The organism is Streptomyces triculaminicus, from assembly GCF_017349075.1.
Lineage (GTDB): Bacteria > Actinomycetota > Actinomycetes > Streptomycetales > Streptomycetaceae > Streptomyces > Streptomyces triculaminicus.
This window is the reverse complement of the sequence record NZ_JAFMOF010000001.1, coordinates 1,857,412-1,873,243: the sequence shown is the minus strand read 5'-3', so window position 1 is coordinate 1,873,243 and position 15,832 is coordinate 1,857,412. Positions and strand designations below refer to the sequence as shown.

Here is a 15,832-nt window from a genome sequence, read left to right as displayed (position 1 = left end):
ACCCGACCGGGCTCTTCAGTCACTATGGGCTCTCTGTCCTCAAGGTCGTTACTGCGGGGCGTCCAGCCGGTAGCCGACACCGCGGACGGTCCGGATCAGCGTCGGCGAGGACGGCACGTCCTCCACCTTCGCCCGCAGCCGCTGCACACACGCGTCCACCAGCCGCGAGTCGCCCAGGTAGTCGTGCTCCCACACCAGCCGCAACAACTGCTGCCGCGACAACGCCTGACCCGGCCGCCGGCTCAGCTCCAGCAGCAGCCGCAGCTCCGTCGGCGTCAGCTGAAGATCCTGGCCGTTCTTCGTCACCGTCATCGCCGACCGGTCGATCACCAGCGAACCGAAGGACGCCGAGTCGCTCGACTCCCGCTCCCCACGCCGCAGCACCGCCCGGATCCGGGCGTCCAGCACCCGCCCCTGCACCGGCTTGACCACATAGTCGTCCGCACCCGACTCCAGCCCCACGACCACATCGATGTCGTCGTTGCGGGCCGTCAGCAGAATGATCGGCAGCTGGTCGGTCCGCCGGATGCGCCGGCACACCTCGAAGCCGTCGATGCCCGGCAGCATCACATCCAGCACGATCAGGTCCGGCCGCTGCTCACGCAGCATCTTCAGACCGTCCTCACCCGTCGCCGCGGTCACCACACGGTGACCCTGGCGGGACAGGGAGAACTCGAGAGCCGTACGGATGGCGTCGTCGTCCTCGATCAGCAACAGGAAAGGCACGGTGGTCATTCTGGCCTAAGAGTGGCCCGTAGTTCGACAGAAGGACGCCGCGACGGCGCCGCACGCGTACGTGACGGTCGCGCCGCGACCTGTTGCAGTGCTGTGACAGTCGGCGGACAGCGCCATGAAACTGGCCCGGCAGAGTTCTGTTCACCGGGCGGAACCACGGTCCGGGGCACTGACGGACCGAGCTGGCTCCACCGACGGGGGGCGTGAGATGAACGCACTGCACAGCACCACGAACAGCGCAGTTCGCACGCGCCTTCACGACGCCGGCCGGAGCGGAGAGAAGTCCGGTGCCGTGGGCGGGCGGGGGTGCGCTCGCGGTACCGGACGTACGGTACGGCCGCCGTACATGGTGGCCATCGACGCGATCGCGTACGGGGAGGCCGCAACTGGCGCGGGGGGCGCCCAGGCGGCCAAGGGGGGACGCGGCACCAGCGTGTCGCGGGCGGAGGCGGAGTTCACCGCCTACGTCCAGGAACGCCGGGCCTCCCTGTACGCGACCGCATACCACCTGACCGGTGACCGGCACGAGGCCGAGGACCTGCTGCAGAGCGCGCTGTTCTCCACCTACCGCGCCTGGGACCGGATCAGCGACAAGGCCGCGGTCGGCGGCTACCTGCGCCGCACCATGACCAACCTGCACATCAGCGCCTGGCGCCGCCGCAAGCTCAACGAGTACCCGACCGAGGAACTCCCCGAGACGGCCGGCGAGACCGACGCGATGCGCGGCACCGAACTGCGCGCCGTGCTCTGGCAGGCGCTCGCCCGGCTGCCCGAACTGCAGCGCACGATGCTCGTCCTGCGCTACTACGAGGGCCGCACCGACCCGGAGATCGCCGAGATCCTCGACATCAGCGTCGGCACCGTCAAGAGCAGCATCTGGCGCTCGCTGCGCCGCCTGCGCGACGACGAGGTCATCGGCTCCGACCGGGGCGTCAGGGAGTCCTTCGGCGAGCTGGTGGCCTAGAAGGAACGGGGGACGGGGGACCCGCGGGGGAAACGGGGGAACCACGGGGAAAAGAGAGCGGGCGAGGCGGCCGGGGGACCGCCTCGCCCGCTCTCGCATGTTCACATGTTCACAGGGGCGTACGCGCCGCTCAGGCGCGCACGCTCTCGCGTCGGCCCGCGGCCGCCGCGGCTATCCGGCCCATGGCCGTCTCCCCACCGCAGGCGAACGCCCCGAGCGCCGTCTGCCGGGCCACGATCGCCCGCTCCGAACGCATCAGCCGCAGCCCGCGCCGCACCAGGGTCGGCACCGGCTTGCGCGCCTCGCGCAGATCCCGCAGCAGCCGCCGCCGGAACGTCGTCGACGGCCGGCCCCGCAGACACAGGGCGTCCGCGAGGTGACCGAGGTCACGGCACCGGTCGATGATGTCCGCCGCGAAGATGCCCTCCGCGATGAACAGCGGGGTGCGCCCGATGTCCAGCGGGCTCTCGCCGACGCGCGAGCTGGTGGAGATGTCGTACACCGGCACGGTCGTACGGGCCGTACGGCACAGGTCGTCGATCGCCGCGACGGCCGCCTCGGCGTCCCACGACAGCGGGGAGTCCCAGTCGGTGCCGCCGCCCTCCGCGAGCAGCGGCAGCGTGGGGTCGTGCCCCTCCTTGTAGAAGTCGTCCAGGTTGAGCACCGGCAGTCCGGTGCGGGCGGCCAGGGACGACTTTCCGGAGCCGGACGGACCGGTGAGCAGGATGACGCGCGCGGAGGGCGGGAGGGAGGTCACGGGACACCAGTGTGAGGCATTGCGCCGCATGGGGGATCCCCCTGGGTCGCGGCATGCGCACAGCGTAGTGGATCCACTACGTTGCGTTGTCGGTCCCCATACGCTCACACGGCTCTCACGGCAGGTGGTCATGGCCTCCCAGGCACGTCACGCACGCTCTCCCCTCCCACCACCCCCGCGCCGCCGCGCGCTGACGCGGATCGGGATGACCCTCTCCGCGGGCGCGGCGCTCGTCGGAGCCGGCGCGGCGGACGCCCAGGCCGAACCGCAGGCGCCGCGCGTCCAGCTCGCCCGCCAGGACGTCCGCGCGGCGCTCCAGGGCACCACCGTCGGGCTGCGGAAGTCCGTGGAGGGCCTGTCGCCCGTAGTGAAGCAGTTCAAGTACCACCCGCTCGCGGGCACCGCGGTGGACCCGCTGAACAACGTCGCCAGCACCCAGATCCTCGACTTCAAGCCGGTCAGCACCGCGCCGGTGACGGCGCCCATCACCACCCGCGGCCAGATCGGCGACCTGCCCGTCGCGGGCCAGGTGCTGCAGGGCCTGCTGCCGGGCTGAGCGGCCCCGGCGCACACGACGACGGCGGGCTCCCCGTGAAGGGGAGCCCGCCGTCGTCGTGCGGTGCCTCGCGCGGCCCTAGTAGGACGAGCCGCCCGCGCCCAGCGACCCCGTGGGGTGCCAGACGGTCTTGGTCTCCAGGAAGGCGGTCAGCCGGCCCGTGCCCGGGTCGGCGGCCCAGTCCACAGCCTGTGGACGGACGACGCGCTTGAGGTTGTCGGCCGCGGCGACCTCGAGGGCCTTCGCGAGCTCCTCGTCGGCACCCGCCAGGTCGATCGCGTTGACGTCCTGGTGCGCGGCGAGGGACGGAGAGATCTCCGAGGCCTTGCCGGACAGGATGTTGACCACGCCGCCGGGCACGTCGGAGGTGGCGAGCACCTCGCCCAGCGACAGCGCGGGCAGCGGGGACTTCTCGGACGCGATGACGACGACCGTGTTACCGGCGGCGATCACCGGGGCGATCACCGACACCAGGCCCAGGAGCGAGGACTCCTGCGGGGCCACGACGGCCACGACGCCGGTCGGCTCGGGGGAGGACACGTTGAAGAACGGCCCGGCGACGGGGTTGGTGCCCCCGACGACCTGGGCGATCTTGTCCGTCCAGCCCGCGTACCAGACCCAGCGGTCGATCGCCGCGTCCACCTGGGCCGCGGCCTTGGACTTCGACAGGCCCTCGGCGTCGGCGACCTCGGCGACGAACTGGTCCCGGCGGCCCTCGAGCATCTCGGCGACGCGGTAGAGGATCTGGCCGCGGTTGTACGCGGTCGCGCCCGACCAGCCGCCGAACGCCTTGCGCGCCGCCACGACGGCGTCACGGCCGTCCTTGCGGGACGACAGGGGGGCGTTGGCGAGCCACTTGCCCTTGGAGTCGGTCACCTCGTACACCCGCCCGCTCTCGGACCGGGGGAACTTGCCCCCGACGAACAGCTTGTAGGTCTTGAAGACGCTGAGACGATCAGTCTGCTTCATCGGTCGCGCTCACCCTCTCGCTCGCTGCGCTCGTTCGACGGCTCGGCTGCTCCGGCGAGGTAGGCCTCCAGACCGTGACGGCCACCCTCGCGACCGAAGCCCGACTCCTTGTACCCACCGAACGGGGAAGTCGGATCGAACTTGTTGAACGTGTTGGCCCAGACGACGCCGGCCCGCAGCTTGCCGGCCACCGCCAGCATCCGGGAGCCCTTCTCCGTCCAGATGCCGGCCGACAGCCCGTACTGGCTGTTGTTGGCCTTGGCGACGGCCTCGCCCGGCGTACGGAAGGTCAGCACGGACAGCACCGGGCCGAAGATCTCCTCGCGGGCGATCCGGTGGGCCTGGGTGACGTTCGTGAACAGCGTCGGGGCGAACCAGTAACCGGCACCGGGCAGCTCGCAGGCCGGCGCCCAGCGCTCCGCGCCCTCGGCCTCGCCGCTGTCGGCCAGCGCCGTGATGCGGGCCAGCTGCTCGGCCGAGTTGATCGCGCCGACGTCGGTGTTCTTGTCGAGCGGGTCACCCACCCGGAGCGTGGACATCCGGCGCTTGAGCGCGTCGAGCAGCTCGTCCTGGATCGACTCCTGCACCAGCAGGCGCGAACCGGCGCAGCAGACCTGGCCCTGGTTGAAGAAGATGCCGTTGACGATGCCCTCGACGGCCTGGTCGATGGGCGCGTCGTCGAAGACGATGTTGGCGCCCTTGCCGCCCAGCTCCAGGGTCAGCTTCTTGTCCGTACCGGCGAGGGTACGGGCGATCTGCTTGCCGACACCCGTCGAGCCGGTGAAGGCGACCTTGTCGATGCCGTCGTGGCCCACCAGCGCCGCGCCCGTGGAACCGTCGCCGGTCAGGATGTTCACGACACCCTTCGGCAGGCCCGCCTGGCGGCAGATGTCGGCGAAGAACAGCGCCGACAGCGGCGTGGTCTCGGCCGGTTTGAGGACGACGGTGTTGCCCGCCGCCAGCGCCGGAGCGATCTTCCACGCCAGCATCAGCAGCGGGAAGTTCCACGGGATGACCTGGCCCGCCACGCCCAGCGGGCGCGGGTCGGCGCCGAAGCCCGCGTGGTCGAGCTTGTCGGCCCAGCCGGCGTAGTAGAAGAAGTGCGCGGCGACCAGCGGGAGGTCCGCGTCGCGCGTCTCCTTGATCGGCTTGCCGTTGTCCAGGGTCTCCAGGACGGCCAGCTCGCGCGAGCGCTCCTGGATGATCCGGGCGATCCGGAACAGGTACTTCGCGCGCTCGGCGCCCGGCAGCGCCGACCACTTCTCGAACGCCTTGCGGGCGGCCTTCACGGCCGCGTCCACGTCCTCGGCCGACGCCTGGGCGACCTCGGACAGGACCTCCTCGGTCGACGGCGAGACGGTCTTGAAGACCTTGCCGTCGGACGCCTCGCGGAACTCGCCGTCGATGAACAGCCCGTACGACGGGGCGATGTCGACGACCGCGCGCGACTCCGGCGCCGGTGCGTATTCAAAAGCCATGATCAGTCCACCGTCACGTAGTCGGGACCGGAGTAGCGCCCGGTGCTCAGCTTCTGCCGCTGCATCAGCAGGTCGTTGAGGAGGCTGGAGGCACCGAAGCGGAACCACTCGTTGGACAGCCACTCCTCGCCCACGGTCTCGTTGACCAGCACCAGGAACTTCATCGCGTCCTTGGTCGTACGGATGCCGCCCGCGGGCTTCACCCCGACCTGTACCCCGGTCGTGGCGTGGAAGTCGCGCACGGCCTCCAGCATCAGCAGGGTGTTCGCCGGGGTGGCGTTCACCGCCACCTTGCCGGTCGACGTCTTGATGAAGTCGGCGCCCGCGAGCATGCCGAGCCAGGAGGCGCGGCGGATGTTGTCGTACGTCGACAGCTCGCCGGTCTCGAAGATGACCTTCAGCCGGGCGGCGGAGCCGTCCTCGCGGCGGCAGGCCTCCTTGACGGCCTTGATCTCCTCGAAGACGCTCAGGTAGCGGCCCGAGAGGAAGGCGCCGCGGTCGATCACCATGTCGATCTCGTCCGCACCGGCGGCGACGGCGTCGGCCGTGTCCGCCAGCTTGACCGGCAGGGCCGCACGGCCCGCCGGGAACGCGGTCGCCACGGACGCGACCTTCACGTCCGAGCCGCGCAGGGCCTCGGCGGCGGTCGCCACCATGTCGGGGTAGACGCAGATCGCGGCGGTACGCGGGGTCTCGCGGTCCGTCGGGTCCGGGTTGAGGGCCTTGGCGCACAGAGCCCGGACCTTGCCCGGGGTGTCCGCGCCCTCCAGGGTCGTGAGGTCGATCATGGAGATCGACAGGTCGATGGCGTACGCCTTCGCCGTCGTCTTGATCGAGCGGGTGCCGAGCGCCGCGGCGCGGGCTTCCAGCCCGACCGGGTCGACGCCCGGGAGGCCGTGCAGGAAGCGGCGCAGCGCTCCGTCGGAGGCGGTCACGTCCGCCATCGACGCCAGTCGCTCCGCGGCCTCGTTGCCGAATGAGGGAACAGTGGGCATGGTCACCGGAAGAGCATATCTACGCGCGTAGCGCATGTCACCCCCTCTTGCGGAGGCGTTGCCTCCGCCGCGATTCGTGCCCTGGCTGTTACCAAGGCCGTTACCCGGGCCGTTACCGGCCGTGGGGCACAATCGGCGGCATGACGAGCAGCTCCTCGCAAGCGCCGGACCAGGGGCCTGGCCACGAGCCGGGCCACGGACCGGCCACCGACCCCGACCAGAAGCACGCCGACCGGTGTTACCGCTCCGCCGCCGGCATCGCCAGCGGCGTCCTGCTGCTGGCCCTGATCGGCTGGCTCGGCGGTGACGCGATCGTGCGCGGCGAGGGGGACGCCCCCTGGCTCGCCCTCGCCGGACTGCTCTTCGCGGTGCCGCTGACCATCGCCTTCACGGTACGCCCCGCCGTCTGGGCGAGCGAGGACAGGCTGCTGGTCCGCAACCCCTTCCGCACCGTCACCCTGCCGTGGGCCTCTGTCGAGGCCGTTCGGGCCGGGTACTCCAGCGAGGTCCTCGCCGGCGGATCCAAGTACCAGCTCTGGGCCATTCCGGTGTCCCTGCGCCAGCGCAAGACCGCCGCGCGGCGGGCGGCACGCGACGTCTCCCAGGACATTCGGGTCGCCTCACGCGCGGCCGCCCACGAGGGGCCCGTGCGGGCGCCGTCGGACCAGGCGATCGAGGACCTGCGCGAGCTCGCGGAGCGGTGCGCTGTGCGGGAGGGGGCGCAGGGGGTGCCGGTGGTTCGGTGGGCGTACGAGCTGATCGTGCCGGCGCTGGTGGGGTTGGTGCTGGTGGTGGCGCTGTCTGTCGTGGGCTGACGGCCGTTGTCGTGGGCTGGGCGCCGTTGTCGTGGTGCGGGGGCCGGGGGCTCCGGAGGGTGTTCCGGAACCGGATATTTACGGGCCCGTCACCGTCTCGCGCATTGAGTGCCCTCACATTGGGCCCACAAATATCCGGCAGCATTCCGGAACACCCTCCTGCGCCCCCGGCCCCCTCCCGTCCGGTGTCCACCAGGGTGGGCGGGTCTAGCCCCAGTCGCGTCCCGTGCGGCCGCGCTTCGTCTCTCCGCGGGCCTTCTTCTCGCGGAGACGTCGTTCGTTGATGCCGCGCGGAATCTTCGTGGGGCGCCGCGGCTTCGGCGGGGGTGCCGTCGCCTCGGCCAGCAGGGACGCCAGGCGTACGGCCGCGGTCTCGCGGTTGCGCCACTGGGAGCGGTGCTCGGAGGCGCGTACGGTCACCACGCCGTCGACGAGCCGGCCGGCGAGGCGCTCCAGAGCGCGCTCCTTCCATACCGGCGGAAGGGCTTCCGTGGCGGCGAGGTCGAAACGCAGCTCGACCTGACTGTCGCTCGTGTTCACGTGCTGCCCGCCGGGCCCGGAGGAACGCGAAAAACGCCACATGAGCTCCGCCTCGGGAAGCGAGACGGAACCGCGGATGACGTGGGGACCGGACATGCCCCCCATGATCCCGCGCCCCGGGCGACCCCGTCACCTCGATTTATGGGGCGGGTGCCACGGCCGGCGTCAGGAATGAGCAAAGAAAGTAAAGGGAGCTGGAACCCTCCCTCCCCTCGTTCGCGTTATCCGGGGTGACTGTAACTTCGAGTGCGCGAGCCGACAGCGGGCTCGCGAACCGACGAAAGGGACACATCCCATGGCTGTAAGCCTGTCCAAGGGCGGCAACGTCTCCCTCACCAAGGAGGCCCCGGGCCTGACGGCCGTCACGGTCGGCCTCGGCTGGGACGTGCGCACCACCACGGGTACGGACTTCGACCTCGACGCCAGCGCCATCGCGGTCAACGGCGGCGGCCGGGTCTTCTCCGACTCGCACTTCGTGTTCTTCAACAACAAGTCCACCCCGGACCAGTCCATCGTGCACACCGGTGACAACACCACCGGCCAGGGCGAGGGCGACGACGAGCAGATCAACGTCAACCTGGCCGCGCTGCCCGGCGACATCGAGAAGATCGTCTTCCCGGTCTCCATCTACGACGCCACCGCGCGCTCGCAGAACTTCGGCCAGGTCCGCAACGCCTACATCCGCATCATCAACCAGGCCGGCGGCGCCGAGATCGCCCGCTACGACCTGAGCGAGGACGCCGCCACCGAGACCGCCATGGTCTTCGGCGAGCTCTACCGCCACGGCGCGGAGTGGAAGTTCCGCGCGGTCGGCCAGGGCTACGCCTCGGGTCTCGCGGGCATCGCCCAGGACTTCGGCGTCAACGTCTGACGGCCTGACAGGCTGATCCGCCGGGACAACGGCCAGGCGGAGGATCCCCAGGCGAGGGGCCAGATCGAAAGGTCTGGCCCCTTCCTGTTTTCTCAGCCCGTTTCAACTTGGCTCTGGCGCCCGGGCCGGCTCCATGCCGACCCGCTGACCGCTCCTATCCCTGTGCATCCAGCGGGTCACAGAGGACGCGTCACCAGCCCGTGCTCCCGTGCCGCGTACCCGCGCACGTCCATGCCTGCACACACGTCATCAGCCGTAGCAGTCTCGCTGCGTTGGTGTCGCTACAGGCCATTTCCTGTCTGCAAACCACCCTTCAGGGCTGCACGCAAACAAGACAATCACCTTCTAGGCGGCACCGAAAACCAGCCATTTAATATATTGTTCCAGCCAATATGTCCAGCAGTGGGGCGCAAGGCGACCTAATCCCGCTCTCCATGATCCAAAGATCTCCGTTGACTCGGGTCGATGGATAGATCTAGCGTTCGGGCGCCGTGGGGCCCGCAGGGGCCTAGTAAATCCAAGCGGAAGGTCAATGATGATTTCACCGAAGGCGCGAACTCGCTGGGCTAAGGCAACCGCAGTCAGTGTATTCGCGGCAGCAGCTCTGGCAGGAGTCGCTCCCAACGCATCCGCGAGCACAAGCAGGACGAACCACGGATGCTACACCTGGTATGGCAACACTACTGCGGACGGACACTGCACGGACCCGTTCGTCGTGTCCGACGGCGATTACCAGACCTACGCCGACTGTTCCAATGAGGTGGACGACTCCTCTCGCTTCTACTTCTACAAAAGAGGCTCGTACATCCAGAGCTGGGGGGACTTAGAGTGCACCTTCAGTGTCAGAGAAGCGTGGATAAATTTCAAGTGAGCAATCACTGACTCAAAGAGCCGTGCACCGTCAGGTGCACGGCTCGTCCAGTAAATAAGGTGATCTCGTGGACTTCACGGTCGGCGCCTCCGGTCTCAGTCAGGGACACGGGCGCAACGAAATATTTTCAGGTCTGCAGTTACAGATCGGGGTGGGCGTCTTCGGGCTCCTCGGCCCTAATGGCGCAGGGAAAACCACACTGCTACGCACCCTTGCCACCGTCACGCCCCCACGCGCTGGGTCCATAGAAATTCTCGGGAAGCCCATCGAGTCGGAAAAGGATGCCAGAGCCGCCCGTCGTCACATCGGATTCCTGCCGCAAGACTTTGGGTACTACCCTTCCTTCTCGGTTTACGACTTCGTCCACTACAGCGCATGGCTGCGAGAAGTCCCCTCCAAGCACTCCCGTGAAGAAACACTGCGAGTAATTCGGCAGGTCGGCCTCGAAGGTCGCATGAAAAGCCGCATGAAGTCACTGTCCGGGGGGATGCTTCGCAGAGCCGGCATTGCTTCCGCATTGGTCGGCTCACCGCGATTGGTATTGCTCGACGAACCTACCGTCGGCCTCGACCCTGCCCAGCGGCTCGAGTTTCGGGATCTTATCCGTTCGCTCGAGAATGTCACGGTGATCCTCAGCACTCATCTCGTCGAGGATGTTGCCGCCATCTGCAATGAAGTCATAGTCATGTCATCCGGAAGCTTCGTCTTCCGAGGGACACCTGGCCGACTTAGCAGCCTGGCGCCCAACGGCGGCATCGGCGACACCCCCATGGAGCAGGGGTACATGTCCATTCTGGAAAGCCACCCGGCAGGCACCCGTTGAAACTCTACTGGATTGAACTACGCAGGTCGCCATTGCGTTTGTGGTTTCCCCTGCTGGTCGGGGTCGATCTTGCGGCCCTTTTTGGACGCAGCACTTGGTGGATTGGCGAATGGCCGCAGGCCAGCGTGCAGGCCCAGATTCCCGCCTTCTACTTCGCGCCGCTCCTGGCCGCGGCCGCAGCATGGGCAGCGGGAAGAGTCGACCGACACAACGTGCATGCCCAGCTTGACGCCGCCGCGCATCCGAGATGGCGTAGTGAACTTGTCCAATTATCTGCGACGCTCACCTACGGGCTCGGCGCTTACGCTGCTGGAGTCATCGCCGCGGTCATCGTCACCCTCCCGAAGGCCGGCCCAGGGTTTTTGTGGCCGAGTTATATTTTTCTCGGAGTCTCCCTGCTCATCACGTACGCGGGTATCGGCCACCTCATCGGCCATTGGCTACGCTCTCCATTCACAGGGCCGCTCATCAGCGGACTGGGCGGACTCGTCCTCATATCCTGGATGGGCAGCCCGAAAAGGCTGGGATTGTTTGCTCTCTCCGGCGACCCCTTCAAAGAAATCTCACAGAACGCCTTGATGGCTCGCGCCTTGATGGCGATGGCTTTGGTCATCGCCGCAGTCTCATTGAGGCGGAAATCGCCATTGTCAGTGGGCCGCGTATGGAACCTATCCGCCCATCGCGGCAGGACTCTTGTCGTCGGCGTGTTGCTATGCGGCTCGATCCTCGGACTGTCGATGGCCGGCCCTGTCCAGGTTGCGCGTTCAGCCCCTTCGCAGCCACTCTGCACAAAGGGCACACCCAGGATCTGCCTGTGGCCCGAGGACCGTAAGTACCTTCCCGAGGCAGAAGGCATGGTGAAGCGCATCAATCGCCTGCCTCGCCGCCTCTTCACCATTCCGTCGGAATTCCAGGAGCGGGGCCTGTCCGGACCCGGCGAACCATTCAGCGGCTTCTTCATTCTCGAGGGTTCGATGTGGAACCCCGCAGCAACCATGGCCGGTAGCATCATGCACGCGTCTTGGCCAAAAGAGAATGGATGCACGCTCCCTCTCGGTTCACGCCTCACCCCGCAATTTCGACAGGCCTCCGCAGACCTCACTGCATGGCTTACGGTGCGCATCTTCGGGGGAGGAACCCCGGCAGGAATTCATGGTGGGCCGCCAAATGTCAGCATGCCGGCAATGGCTCAGCTGGCAGACAAGCCCGAGGGCGAACAGATGGATTGGGTGAAGAGCAGGATGCAGGTCGTCCACAACACCTTCTGTTCCTGAGAGGCTACGGACAGACGTGTCTTCATCCGTGAGGCAGTATGCGACAGTCCATCACCTGCCTGTACTTGCGGCCGGTTTAGTGCTACTTCTGGCGTTTGATCTCAGATTTGGATCCAAGGTGCTGACCCTGCCATTTGAGCAGGGGGGCCAGTCCAGCGGATTGCCCATGAGAAGAGAGCTTCCCGTAGCGTTTGCAGCTCTGGCGGCAGGAAGCCTTCACAGCAGCATGAATCAGCTGGAGCTCGCGGCCGGCCCCATCCTCCGTACTTACGAGAGGCTCCACCTCTCAGGGGTGTATCTGACCACTCTCGTACTTGTCGGCAGTGTCGAGTGGTTCGAAGTCGGACCAGACCCAACCATCACCGCATGCCGCTCCCTGACCATCTGGTTCGGGCTCGCCCTGCTGTCCGGGCGAATCTGGGGACGCTGGCTGTCCTGGATCCTGCCTGCGGCGACGTTGTTTCCCTTGACCTACCTCAACGTCGACACCAATGGCGATGCTCGCTGGTGGGACTGGACCGGCCAGCCGGCGTCGCACGCTCCTTGCTGGGGAATCGCGGCGTTGAGCGCTTTCATCGGGCTGGCCTCCTTCTTTCTGACGCCCTGGCACTGGAAGAAGCTGCGCACGAAGAAGTTCTGACCTGCACCCCGTGCTCCGGGCGGTCCTGGAGCACGACGAGCAGACGGCGCGGGAACCTGCGACGCCATGCCGAACGTGGCGCTCGGGCCCCGCCGCATGGTCGCGGCGCCTGGTCGCAGCGCTCGGGAACGCATGTACGCACGTGGGGGCCGCCGGGATTCCGGCGGCCCCCACGCGTCGTAGTGGTCGTATCAGGCGGTCCGTGTCGTCGTCAGACGGTCTCCTTCGTCACCGCGGCTTCGGGGGTGGCGCCGGTCGTGGCCGCGGCTCGCCGGCCGGCGAGGCCCAGCAGTCCGACGACCACGAGCGCGGCGAGCGAGGTTCCAGCCACCATCCACATCGCGGCCTGGGTGCCGTCCGAGAACATCCGGTCGAAGACCTCGCCGACCTGTCCGGAGGTCAGCGACGTGTGCTCCCGCAGCAGATCGGCCGCCCGCTCCGGGTCGGCCACCACGTCGTGCGTCCAGTCCCCGGCGGGCGCGTGCAGCCGGGCCAGCGCCGAGGTCAGGCCGTCCTCCGCCTGGGCGCGGTAGAGGACGATGCCCACCGCGAGGCCGATGGCCCCGCCGAGGTTGTGGAACGTCCACGAGGACCCCATCGCGAGCCCCGCCTGGCGTTCGGGCACGGACGACAGCGCGGACACCGTGGCCGGTCCCAGGATGCAGGCCCAGCCCAGCCCCATCGCCACCAGCGCGACGGCGACGTACGCGAGCGACGTGTCGCCCTCCAGGCGGGTGAGCAGCAGCGCCGAGACCGTGAACGCCGCGAAGCCCACGAGCAGGAGGCGGCGCGGGCCGAAGCGGTCGGTCAGCCGGCCCACGAACGGCGACAGTACGGCCATGACGGCGGTGCAGGGCAGCAGCAGCGCGCCGGTCGCGTAACCGCCGTAGCCGTGTACCTCGTGGAGGTAGAGAGGCATCAGGAAGAGGACGGTGGTGTAGAAGCAGGCCAGCGCGAAGTCGGAGACGATGGCCGTGAGGAACGAGCGGTGCCGGAACAGCCGGAAGCTGATGATGGGGTCGGCGGCGCGGCGCTCCACCGCGTAGAAGGCGATCAGGACCACGAGCGCGAAGGCCAGCAGCCCCAGCGTGCGCCCGCTCGACCAGCCCCACGAGCCGCCGAGGGTGAAGGCGAGCACGACGGCCGGGATGCCGAGGCTGATCAGGACGAGGCCCGGCCAGTCGACGCCGGGCCCGGCGTCCTCGTTACGGGACTCGCGGACGCTGAACGAGCACAGGGCGAGAGCCAGCGCGACGAGCGGGACGTTCACCCAGAACACCCAGTGCCAGCCCAGGGCGGAGACGATGACGCCGCCGAGCAGGGGGCCGATGGCGAGGCCGACGCCGTTGACGCCGTAGAGGGCGCCGATCGCGCGGCCGCGCTGGGACTCGGGGAAGGCGTTCTGCACGATGGCGCCGGTGGAGGTGTACAGGATGGCGCCGGCCGCGCCCTGCAGGAAGCGGAAGGCGATGAGCCAGCCCGTGCTGTCCGCGAACCCGGCCCCCAGCGAGGCCAGGCCGAAGACGACCGTCCCCGCGTAGAGGACACGACGCCGCCCGTACGCGTCGGCCAGTCGTCCCATGGTCACCATGAACATCGACAGGGCGACGATGAACATGTTGACGATGAGCTGCAGGTCGGTCACGGAGGCGCCCAGATCCGACTGGATCTGGGGGGCGGCGGTGTTGACGATGGTCAGGTCGATACAGCCCAGGAAGCTGATCAGCCCGACCCCGGCGAATGCCCACCATTTACGGTCGGTTGATGTCGTCACAGTTCGTGTCCTCTACACGTATAGCGGCGTTGCCAAGCGAGGCGAAGTGCGATGCCCGCTGAGTGCCGTGTTTATGCCGCGGCTTCGGGCACGGCGGCCCGCTTCTTGAACCTCAGGGACAGCCACCCGCCCTTCCCGGGGTATTCCCCGGTGACGAACTGTCGCTGCGTTTCAGCCATCGCGGTGGTCATGGGCTGGGGATATATGACGTAGTCGTACCCCTGATGAGCCCACATCGGCATGATGATGGGACATTCCTCGATGAGGTAGGACAAGCAGTTCCTGAAGGCGAGTTCGGTATCGGCCTCCGGGTCACGGGCGGTGAGCCGGTCGATGAACTTGCCGATGGTCGCGTCGACCGCCGCCCGATAGCCGGGATCCTCGGCGTAGGCCCGCTCCACCCGCTCCCGGAACGCCCCGTACTCGGGATCCTGCAGCGTCTCGTCCCAGCGCAACACCTCATTGCTCACGGACAACTGTCCGAGAACCTTTTCGTTGCGTTCCAGCCATTCGTCGCCCTCCCTCAGCGCCCTTTCGTAGGCCTCCTCGGGAGAGAGGTGCAGGTAGTTGGTGCGCTGCAGGGTGTCGGCGACGGCGATGGTCAGCTGCTTGAATCCGCTGCGGTTGACCAGTTCCACGGTCGCCCGCAGCTTGTCGCCCTCGTGATAGCGCTGGCCGACGCTCACCAGCAGAATGGCCCGGGTTCCGGCCAACGTCAGCTTCTTGGCCTCCTGACCGAAATTCGCTTTGGTCCGGCCGTCGATGATGTAGTCGTTCATCAGGGTGTCAGCTCCACAGCTCGAGGGGCCGGTCGGTGCCGTAGTAACCGATGAAGTGCCCCAGCGTGATGCGCGGTTCGTCGCCGGACGGCCGTACGGCGTGGATCTGCCGCGGGTTGAGCAGCAGCAGATCGCCGGGCTCCGGCTTGATGACCTCGACGGGCGGGCCGAGCTTCTCGCGCTCTATGCCCCAGACCCGCTCGCCCTTGAGCTCGTTGTAACTCTCCTCGCCCGGCTCGGTCCCCCACAGCTCCAATTCGCCGCCGACCTGGGGAATGTTGACGTAGATGTTGACCGAAAGCTGCGCCGTGAGCCCCTGCGCGTGGTCGGCCGGCAGGTTGCGCTCGAGAGCGTCGGTGTGCGGGTTGAGATCGACGTCCTTGTGCTGATAGCGGCAGATGCCGATGAAGGCCTTTCGGCCATCGACGTGCATCAGGTTCGCGCCGGCGTTCCAGGTCTCCTCCAGCAGCAGCCGGAGAACATCACTGGGTGAGGCGTAGGGCGCGAACAGATCCCGCATCCGCTGGATATTGGCGCGCGCCTCGGAGTGATAACGGTCCCTGGACCGCTCGTCGCTGATCTCCGAGTAGGCGAAGCCGACCCGCTGGAACGCCGTGTCCTGGCTCAGTCCGCCCCGATCGGGGTGGTCGTAGAGCTGGGCGCGTGCGGACGCCAAGGCCTCCGGATGAATGAAGCCGGGTATGTGTACAGCCAATGCGGTGCCTTCGACGATGGCGAGGATGTCGTCGTGGGACAGCTCGTCGGCATTCTTTCTCGTGATGACAGTCATAAGGCCTTCTCCGTATGCGGCTGGGCAGGCGAAAGAGATCGCCGGCACGCCCGAGACGCGCCCCGGGGCGATCGGTGGCCACTACACCGGCTTTAACGCGTTAACGTCAAAGGCAGTTGATCGGCGAGGTGTTGAGTTTCGGCAAGCCTGGCTTGAAGGCTTCCCCGGCCGTCGAGGGGGCCTGTCGAGGCCGCGCGCATC

16 protein-coding genes are annotated in these 15,832 nt (G+C 67.9%); 7 read left to right on the top strand and 9 right to left on the bottom strand.

Features of this window, described 5'->3' with window-relative positions; translation table 11 throughout:
- Positions 1 to 48: 48 nt before the first annotated feature.
- A complete protein-coding gene (afsQ1, locus tag J1792_RS08765) occupies positions 49 to 726 on the bottom strand; it encodes a two-component system response regulator AfsQ1 (RefSeq protein ID WP_177338123.1) in 678 nt (225 codons plus the stop codon).
- A 217-nt stretch (positions 727 to 943) separates the two neighbouring features.
- Here afsQ1 and J1792_RS08760 point away from each other — a divergent pair, with 217 nt between their 5' ends.
- Positions 944 to 1,699 carry a SigE family RNA polymerase sigma factor gene (locus J1792_RS08760; protein ID WP_086574987.1) on the top strand — a complete coding sequence of 252 codons (756 nt, stop codon included), beginning with the start codon at positions 944 to 946 and terminating at the stop codon, positions 1,697 to 1,699.
- Between the two features lie 130 nt (positions 1,700 to 1,829).
- On the opposite strand, the gene J1792_RS08755 is transcribed toward J1792_RS08760, so the two are convergent.
- Positions 1,830 to 2,486 (bottom strand): uridine kinase family protein, encoded by a 657-nt coding sequence (locus J1792_RS08755; RefSeq protein WP_086575488.1) that lies wholly within the window; start codon positions 2,484 to 2,486, stop codon positions 1,830 to 1,832.
- A gap of 175 nt (positions 2,487 to 2,661) precedes the next feature.
- Between J1792_RS08755 and J1792_RS08750 the strand changes: the two genes are divergently transcribed.
- Positions 2,662 to 3,012, top strand: coding sequence for a hypothetical protein (locus J1792_RS08750; protein WP_242645483.1), 351 nt, complete (start codon positions 2,662 to 2,664; stop codon positions 3,010 to 3,012).
- 78 nt (positions 3,013 to 3,090) lie between these two features.
- Here the strand turns inward: J1792_RS08750 and J1792_RS08745 are convergent, their stop codons facing one another.
- From J1792_RS08745 to deoC, 3 genes are read right to left on the bottom strand one after another with little or no spacing between them, the layout of a single operon-like run.
- Positions 3,091 to 3,981: an aldehyde dehydrogenase family protein gene (locus J1792_RS08745; RefSeq protein ID WP_207246945.1), complete on the bottom strand. Its 891-nt coding sequence runs from the start codon at positions 3,979 to 3,981 to the stop codon at positions 3,091 to 3,093.
- Positions 3,978 to 5,465 (bottom strand): aldehyde dehydrogenase family protein, encoded by a 1,488-nt coding sequence (locus tag J1792_RS08740; protein WP_207247123.1) that lies wholly within the window; start codon positions 5,463 to 5,465, stop codon positions 3,978 to 3,980. The genes J1792_RS08745 and J1792_RS08740 overlap by 4 nt, the downstream gene beginning before the upstream one ends.
- Complete coding sequence (gene deoC, locus J1792_RS08735; RefSeq protein ID WP_207247122.1) at positions 5,462 to 6,454, bottom strand: deoxyribose-phosphate aldolase; 993 nt, start codon at positions 6,452 to 6,454, stop codon at positions 5,462 to 5,464. The genes J1792_RS08740 and deoC overlap by 4 nt, the downstream gene beginning before the upstream one ends.
- A 140-nt stretch (positions 6,455 to 6,594) precedes the next feature.
- On the opposite strand from deoC, the gene J1792_RS08730 reads away from it, so the two are divergent.
- Positions 6,595 to 7,269 (top strand): PH domain-containing protein, encoded by a 675-nt coding sequence (locus J1792_RS08730; protein WP_207246944.1) that lies wholly within the window; start codon positions 6,595 to 6,597, stop codon positions 7,267 to 7,269.
- Between the two features lie 207 nt (positions 7,270 to 7,476).
- Here J1792_RS08730 and arfB read toward each other — a convergent pair whose 3' ends face one another.
- Positions 7,477 to 7,905 carry an alternative ribosome rescue aminoacyl-tRNA hydrolase ArfB gene (gene arfB, locus J1792_RS08725; RefSeq protein WP_086567008.1) on the bottom strand — a complete coding sequence of 143 codons (429 nt, stop codon included), beginning with the start codon at positions 7,903 to 7,905 and terminating at the stop codon, positions 7,477 to 7,479.
- 199 nt (positions 7,906 to 8,104) lie between these two features.
- Between arfB and J1792_RS08720 the strand changes: the two genes are divergently transcribed.
- The 4 genes from J1792_RS08720 (at position 8,105) to J1792_RS08705 (ending at position 12,288) form a co-directional block, all read left to right on the top strand.
- On the top strand, positions 8,105 to 8,680 hold the full coding sequence (locus tag J1792_RS08720; protein ID WP_207246943.1) for a TerD family protein: 576 nt from the start codon (positions 8,105 to 8,107) through the stop codon (positions 8,678 to 8,680).
- A 938-nt stretch (positions 8,681 to 9,618) separates the two neighbouring features.
- Complete coding sequence (locus J1792_RS08715) at positions 9,619 to 10,374, top strand: ATP-binding cassette domain-containing protein (protein ID WP_207246942.1); 756 nt, start codon at positions 9,619 to 9,621, stop codon at positions 10,372 to 10,374.
- Complete coding sequence (locus tag J1792_RS08710; RefSeq protein WP_207246941.1) at positions 10,371 to 11,648, top strand: hypothetical protein; 1,278 nt, start codon at positions 10,371 to 10,373, stop codon at positions 11,646 to 11,648. Before J1792_RS08715 ends, J1792_RS08710 begins: the two co-directional genes overlap by 4 nt.
- 226 nt (positions 11,649 to 11,874) lie before the next feature.
- Positions 11,875 to 12,288 (top strand): hypothetical protein, encoded by a 414-nt coding sequence (locus tag J1792_RS08705; RefSeq protein WP_207246940.1) that lies wholly within the window; start codon positions 11,875 to 11,877, stop codon positions 12,286 to 12,288.
- 211 nt (positions 12,289 to 12,499) lie between these two features.
- Here the strand turns inward: J1792_RS08705 and J1792_RS08700 are convergent, their stop codons facing one another.
- From J1792_RS08700 to J1792_RS08690, 3 genes are all read right to left on the bottom strand, one after another.
- Positions 12,500 to 14,062, bottom strand: coding sequence for an MFS transporter (locus J1792_RS08700; protein ID WP_207246939.1), 1,563 nt, complete (start codon positions 14,060 to 14,062; stop codon positions 12,500 to 12,502).
- A gap of 71 nt (positions 14,063 to 14,133) precedes the next feature.
- Positions 14,134 to 14,841: a tRNA-dependent cyclodipeptide synthase gene (locus J1792_RS08695; protein WP_086567003.1), complete on the bottom strand. Its 708-nt coding sequence runs from the start codon at positions 14,839 to 14,841 to the stop codon at positions 14,134 to 14,136.
- 7 nt (positions 14,842 to 14,848) lie between these two features.
- Positions 14,849 to 15,631, bottom strand: a complete 783-nt coding sequence (locus J1792_RS08690; RefSeq protein ID WP_207246938.1) for a 2OG-Fe(II) oxygenase — start codon at positions 15,629 to 15,631, stop codon at positions 14,849 to 14,851.
- Positions 15,632 to 15,832 lie beyond the last annotated feature (201 nt).

Bases quoted from the DNA above. Each gene is read 5' to 3' on its own strand.
- J1792_RS08760 (WP_086574987.1), top strand. From the start codon at position 944: ATGAACGCACTGCACAGCACCACGAACAGCGCAGTTCGCACGCGCCTT.
- J1792_RS08755 (WP_086575488.1), bottom strand. From the start codon at position 2,486: ATGCGGCGCAATGCCTCACACTGGTGTCCCGTGACCTCCCTCCCGCCC.
- J1792_RS08750 (WP_242645483.1), top strand. From the start codon at position 2,662: ATGACCCTCTCCGCGGGCGCGGCGCTCGTCGGAGCCGGCGCGGCGGAC.
- J1792_RS08745 (WP_207246945.1), bottom strand. From the start codon at position 3,981: ATGAAGCAGACTGATCGTCTCAGCGTCTTCAAGACCTACAAGCTGTTC.
- deoC (WP_207247122.1), bottom strand. From the start codon at position 6,454: ATGCCCACTGTTCCCTCATTCGGCAACGAGGCCGCGGAGCGACTGGCG.
- J1792_RS08730 (WP_207246944.1), top strand. From the start codon at position 6,595: ATGACGAGCAGCTCCTCGCAAGCGCCGGACCAGGGGCCTGGCCACGAG.
- arfB (WP_086567008.1), bottom strand. From the start codon at position 7,905: ATGTCCGGTCCCCACGTCATCCGCGGTTCCGTCTCGCTTCCCGAGGCG.
- J1792_RS08720 (WP_207246943.1), top strand. From the start codon at position 8,105: ATGGCTGTAAGCCTGTCCAAGGGCGGCAACGTCTCCCTCACCAAGGAG.
- J1792_RS08705 (WP_207246940.1), top strand. From the start codon at position 11,875: ATGAATCAGCTGGAGCTCGCGGCCGGCCCCATCCTCCGTACTTACGAG.
- J1792_RS08695 (WP_086567003.1), bottom strand. From the start codon at position 14,841: ATGAACGACTACATCATCGACGGCCGGACCAAAGCGAATTTCGGTCAG.
- J1792_RS08690 (WP_207246938.1), bottom strand. From the start codon at position 15,631: ATGACTGTCATCACGAGAAAGAATGCCGACGAGCTGTCCCACGACGAC.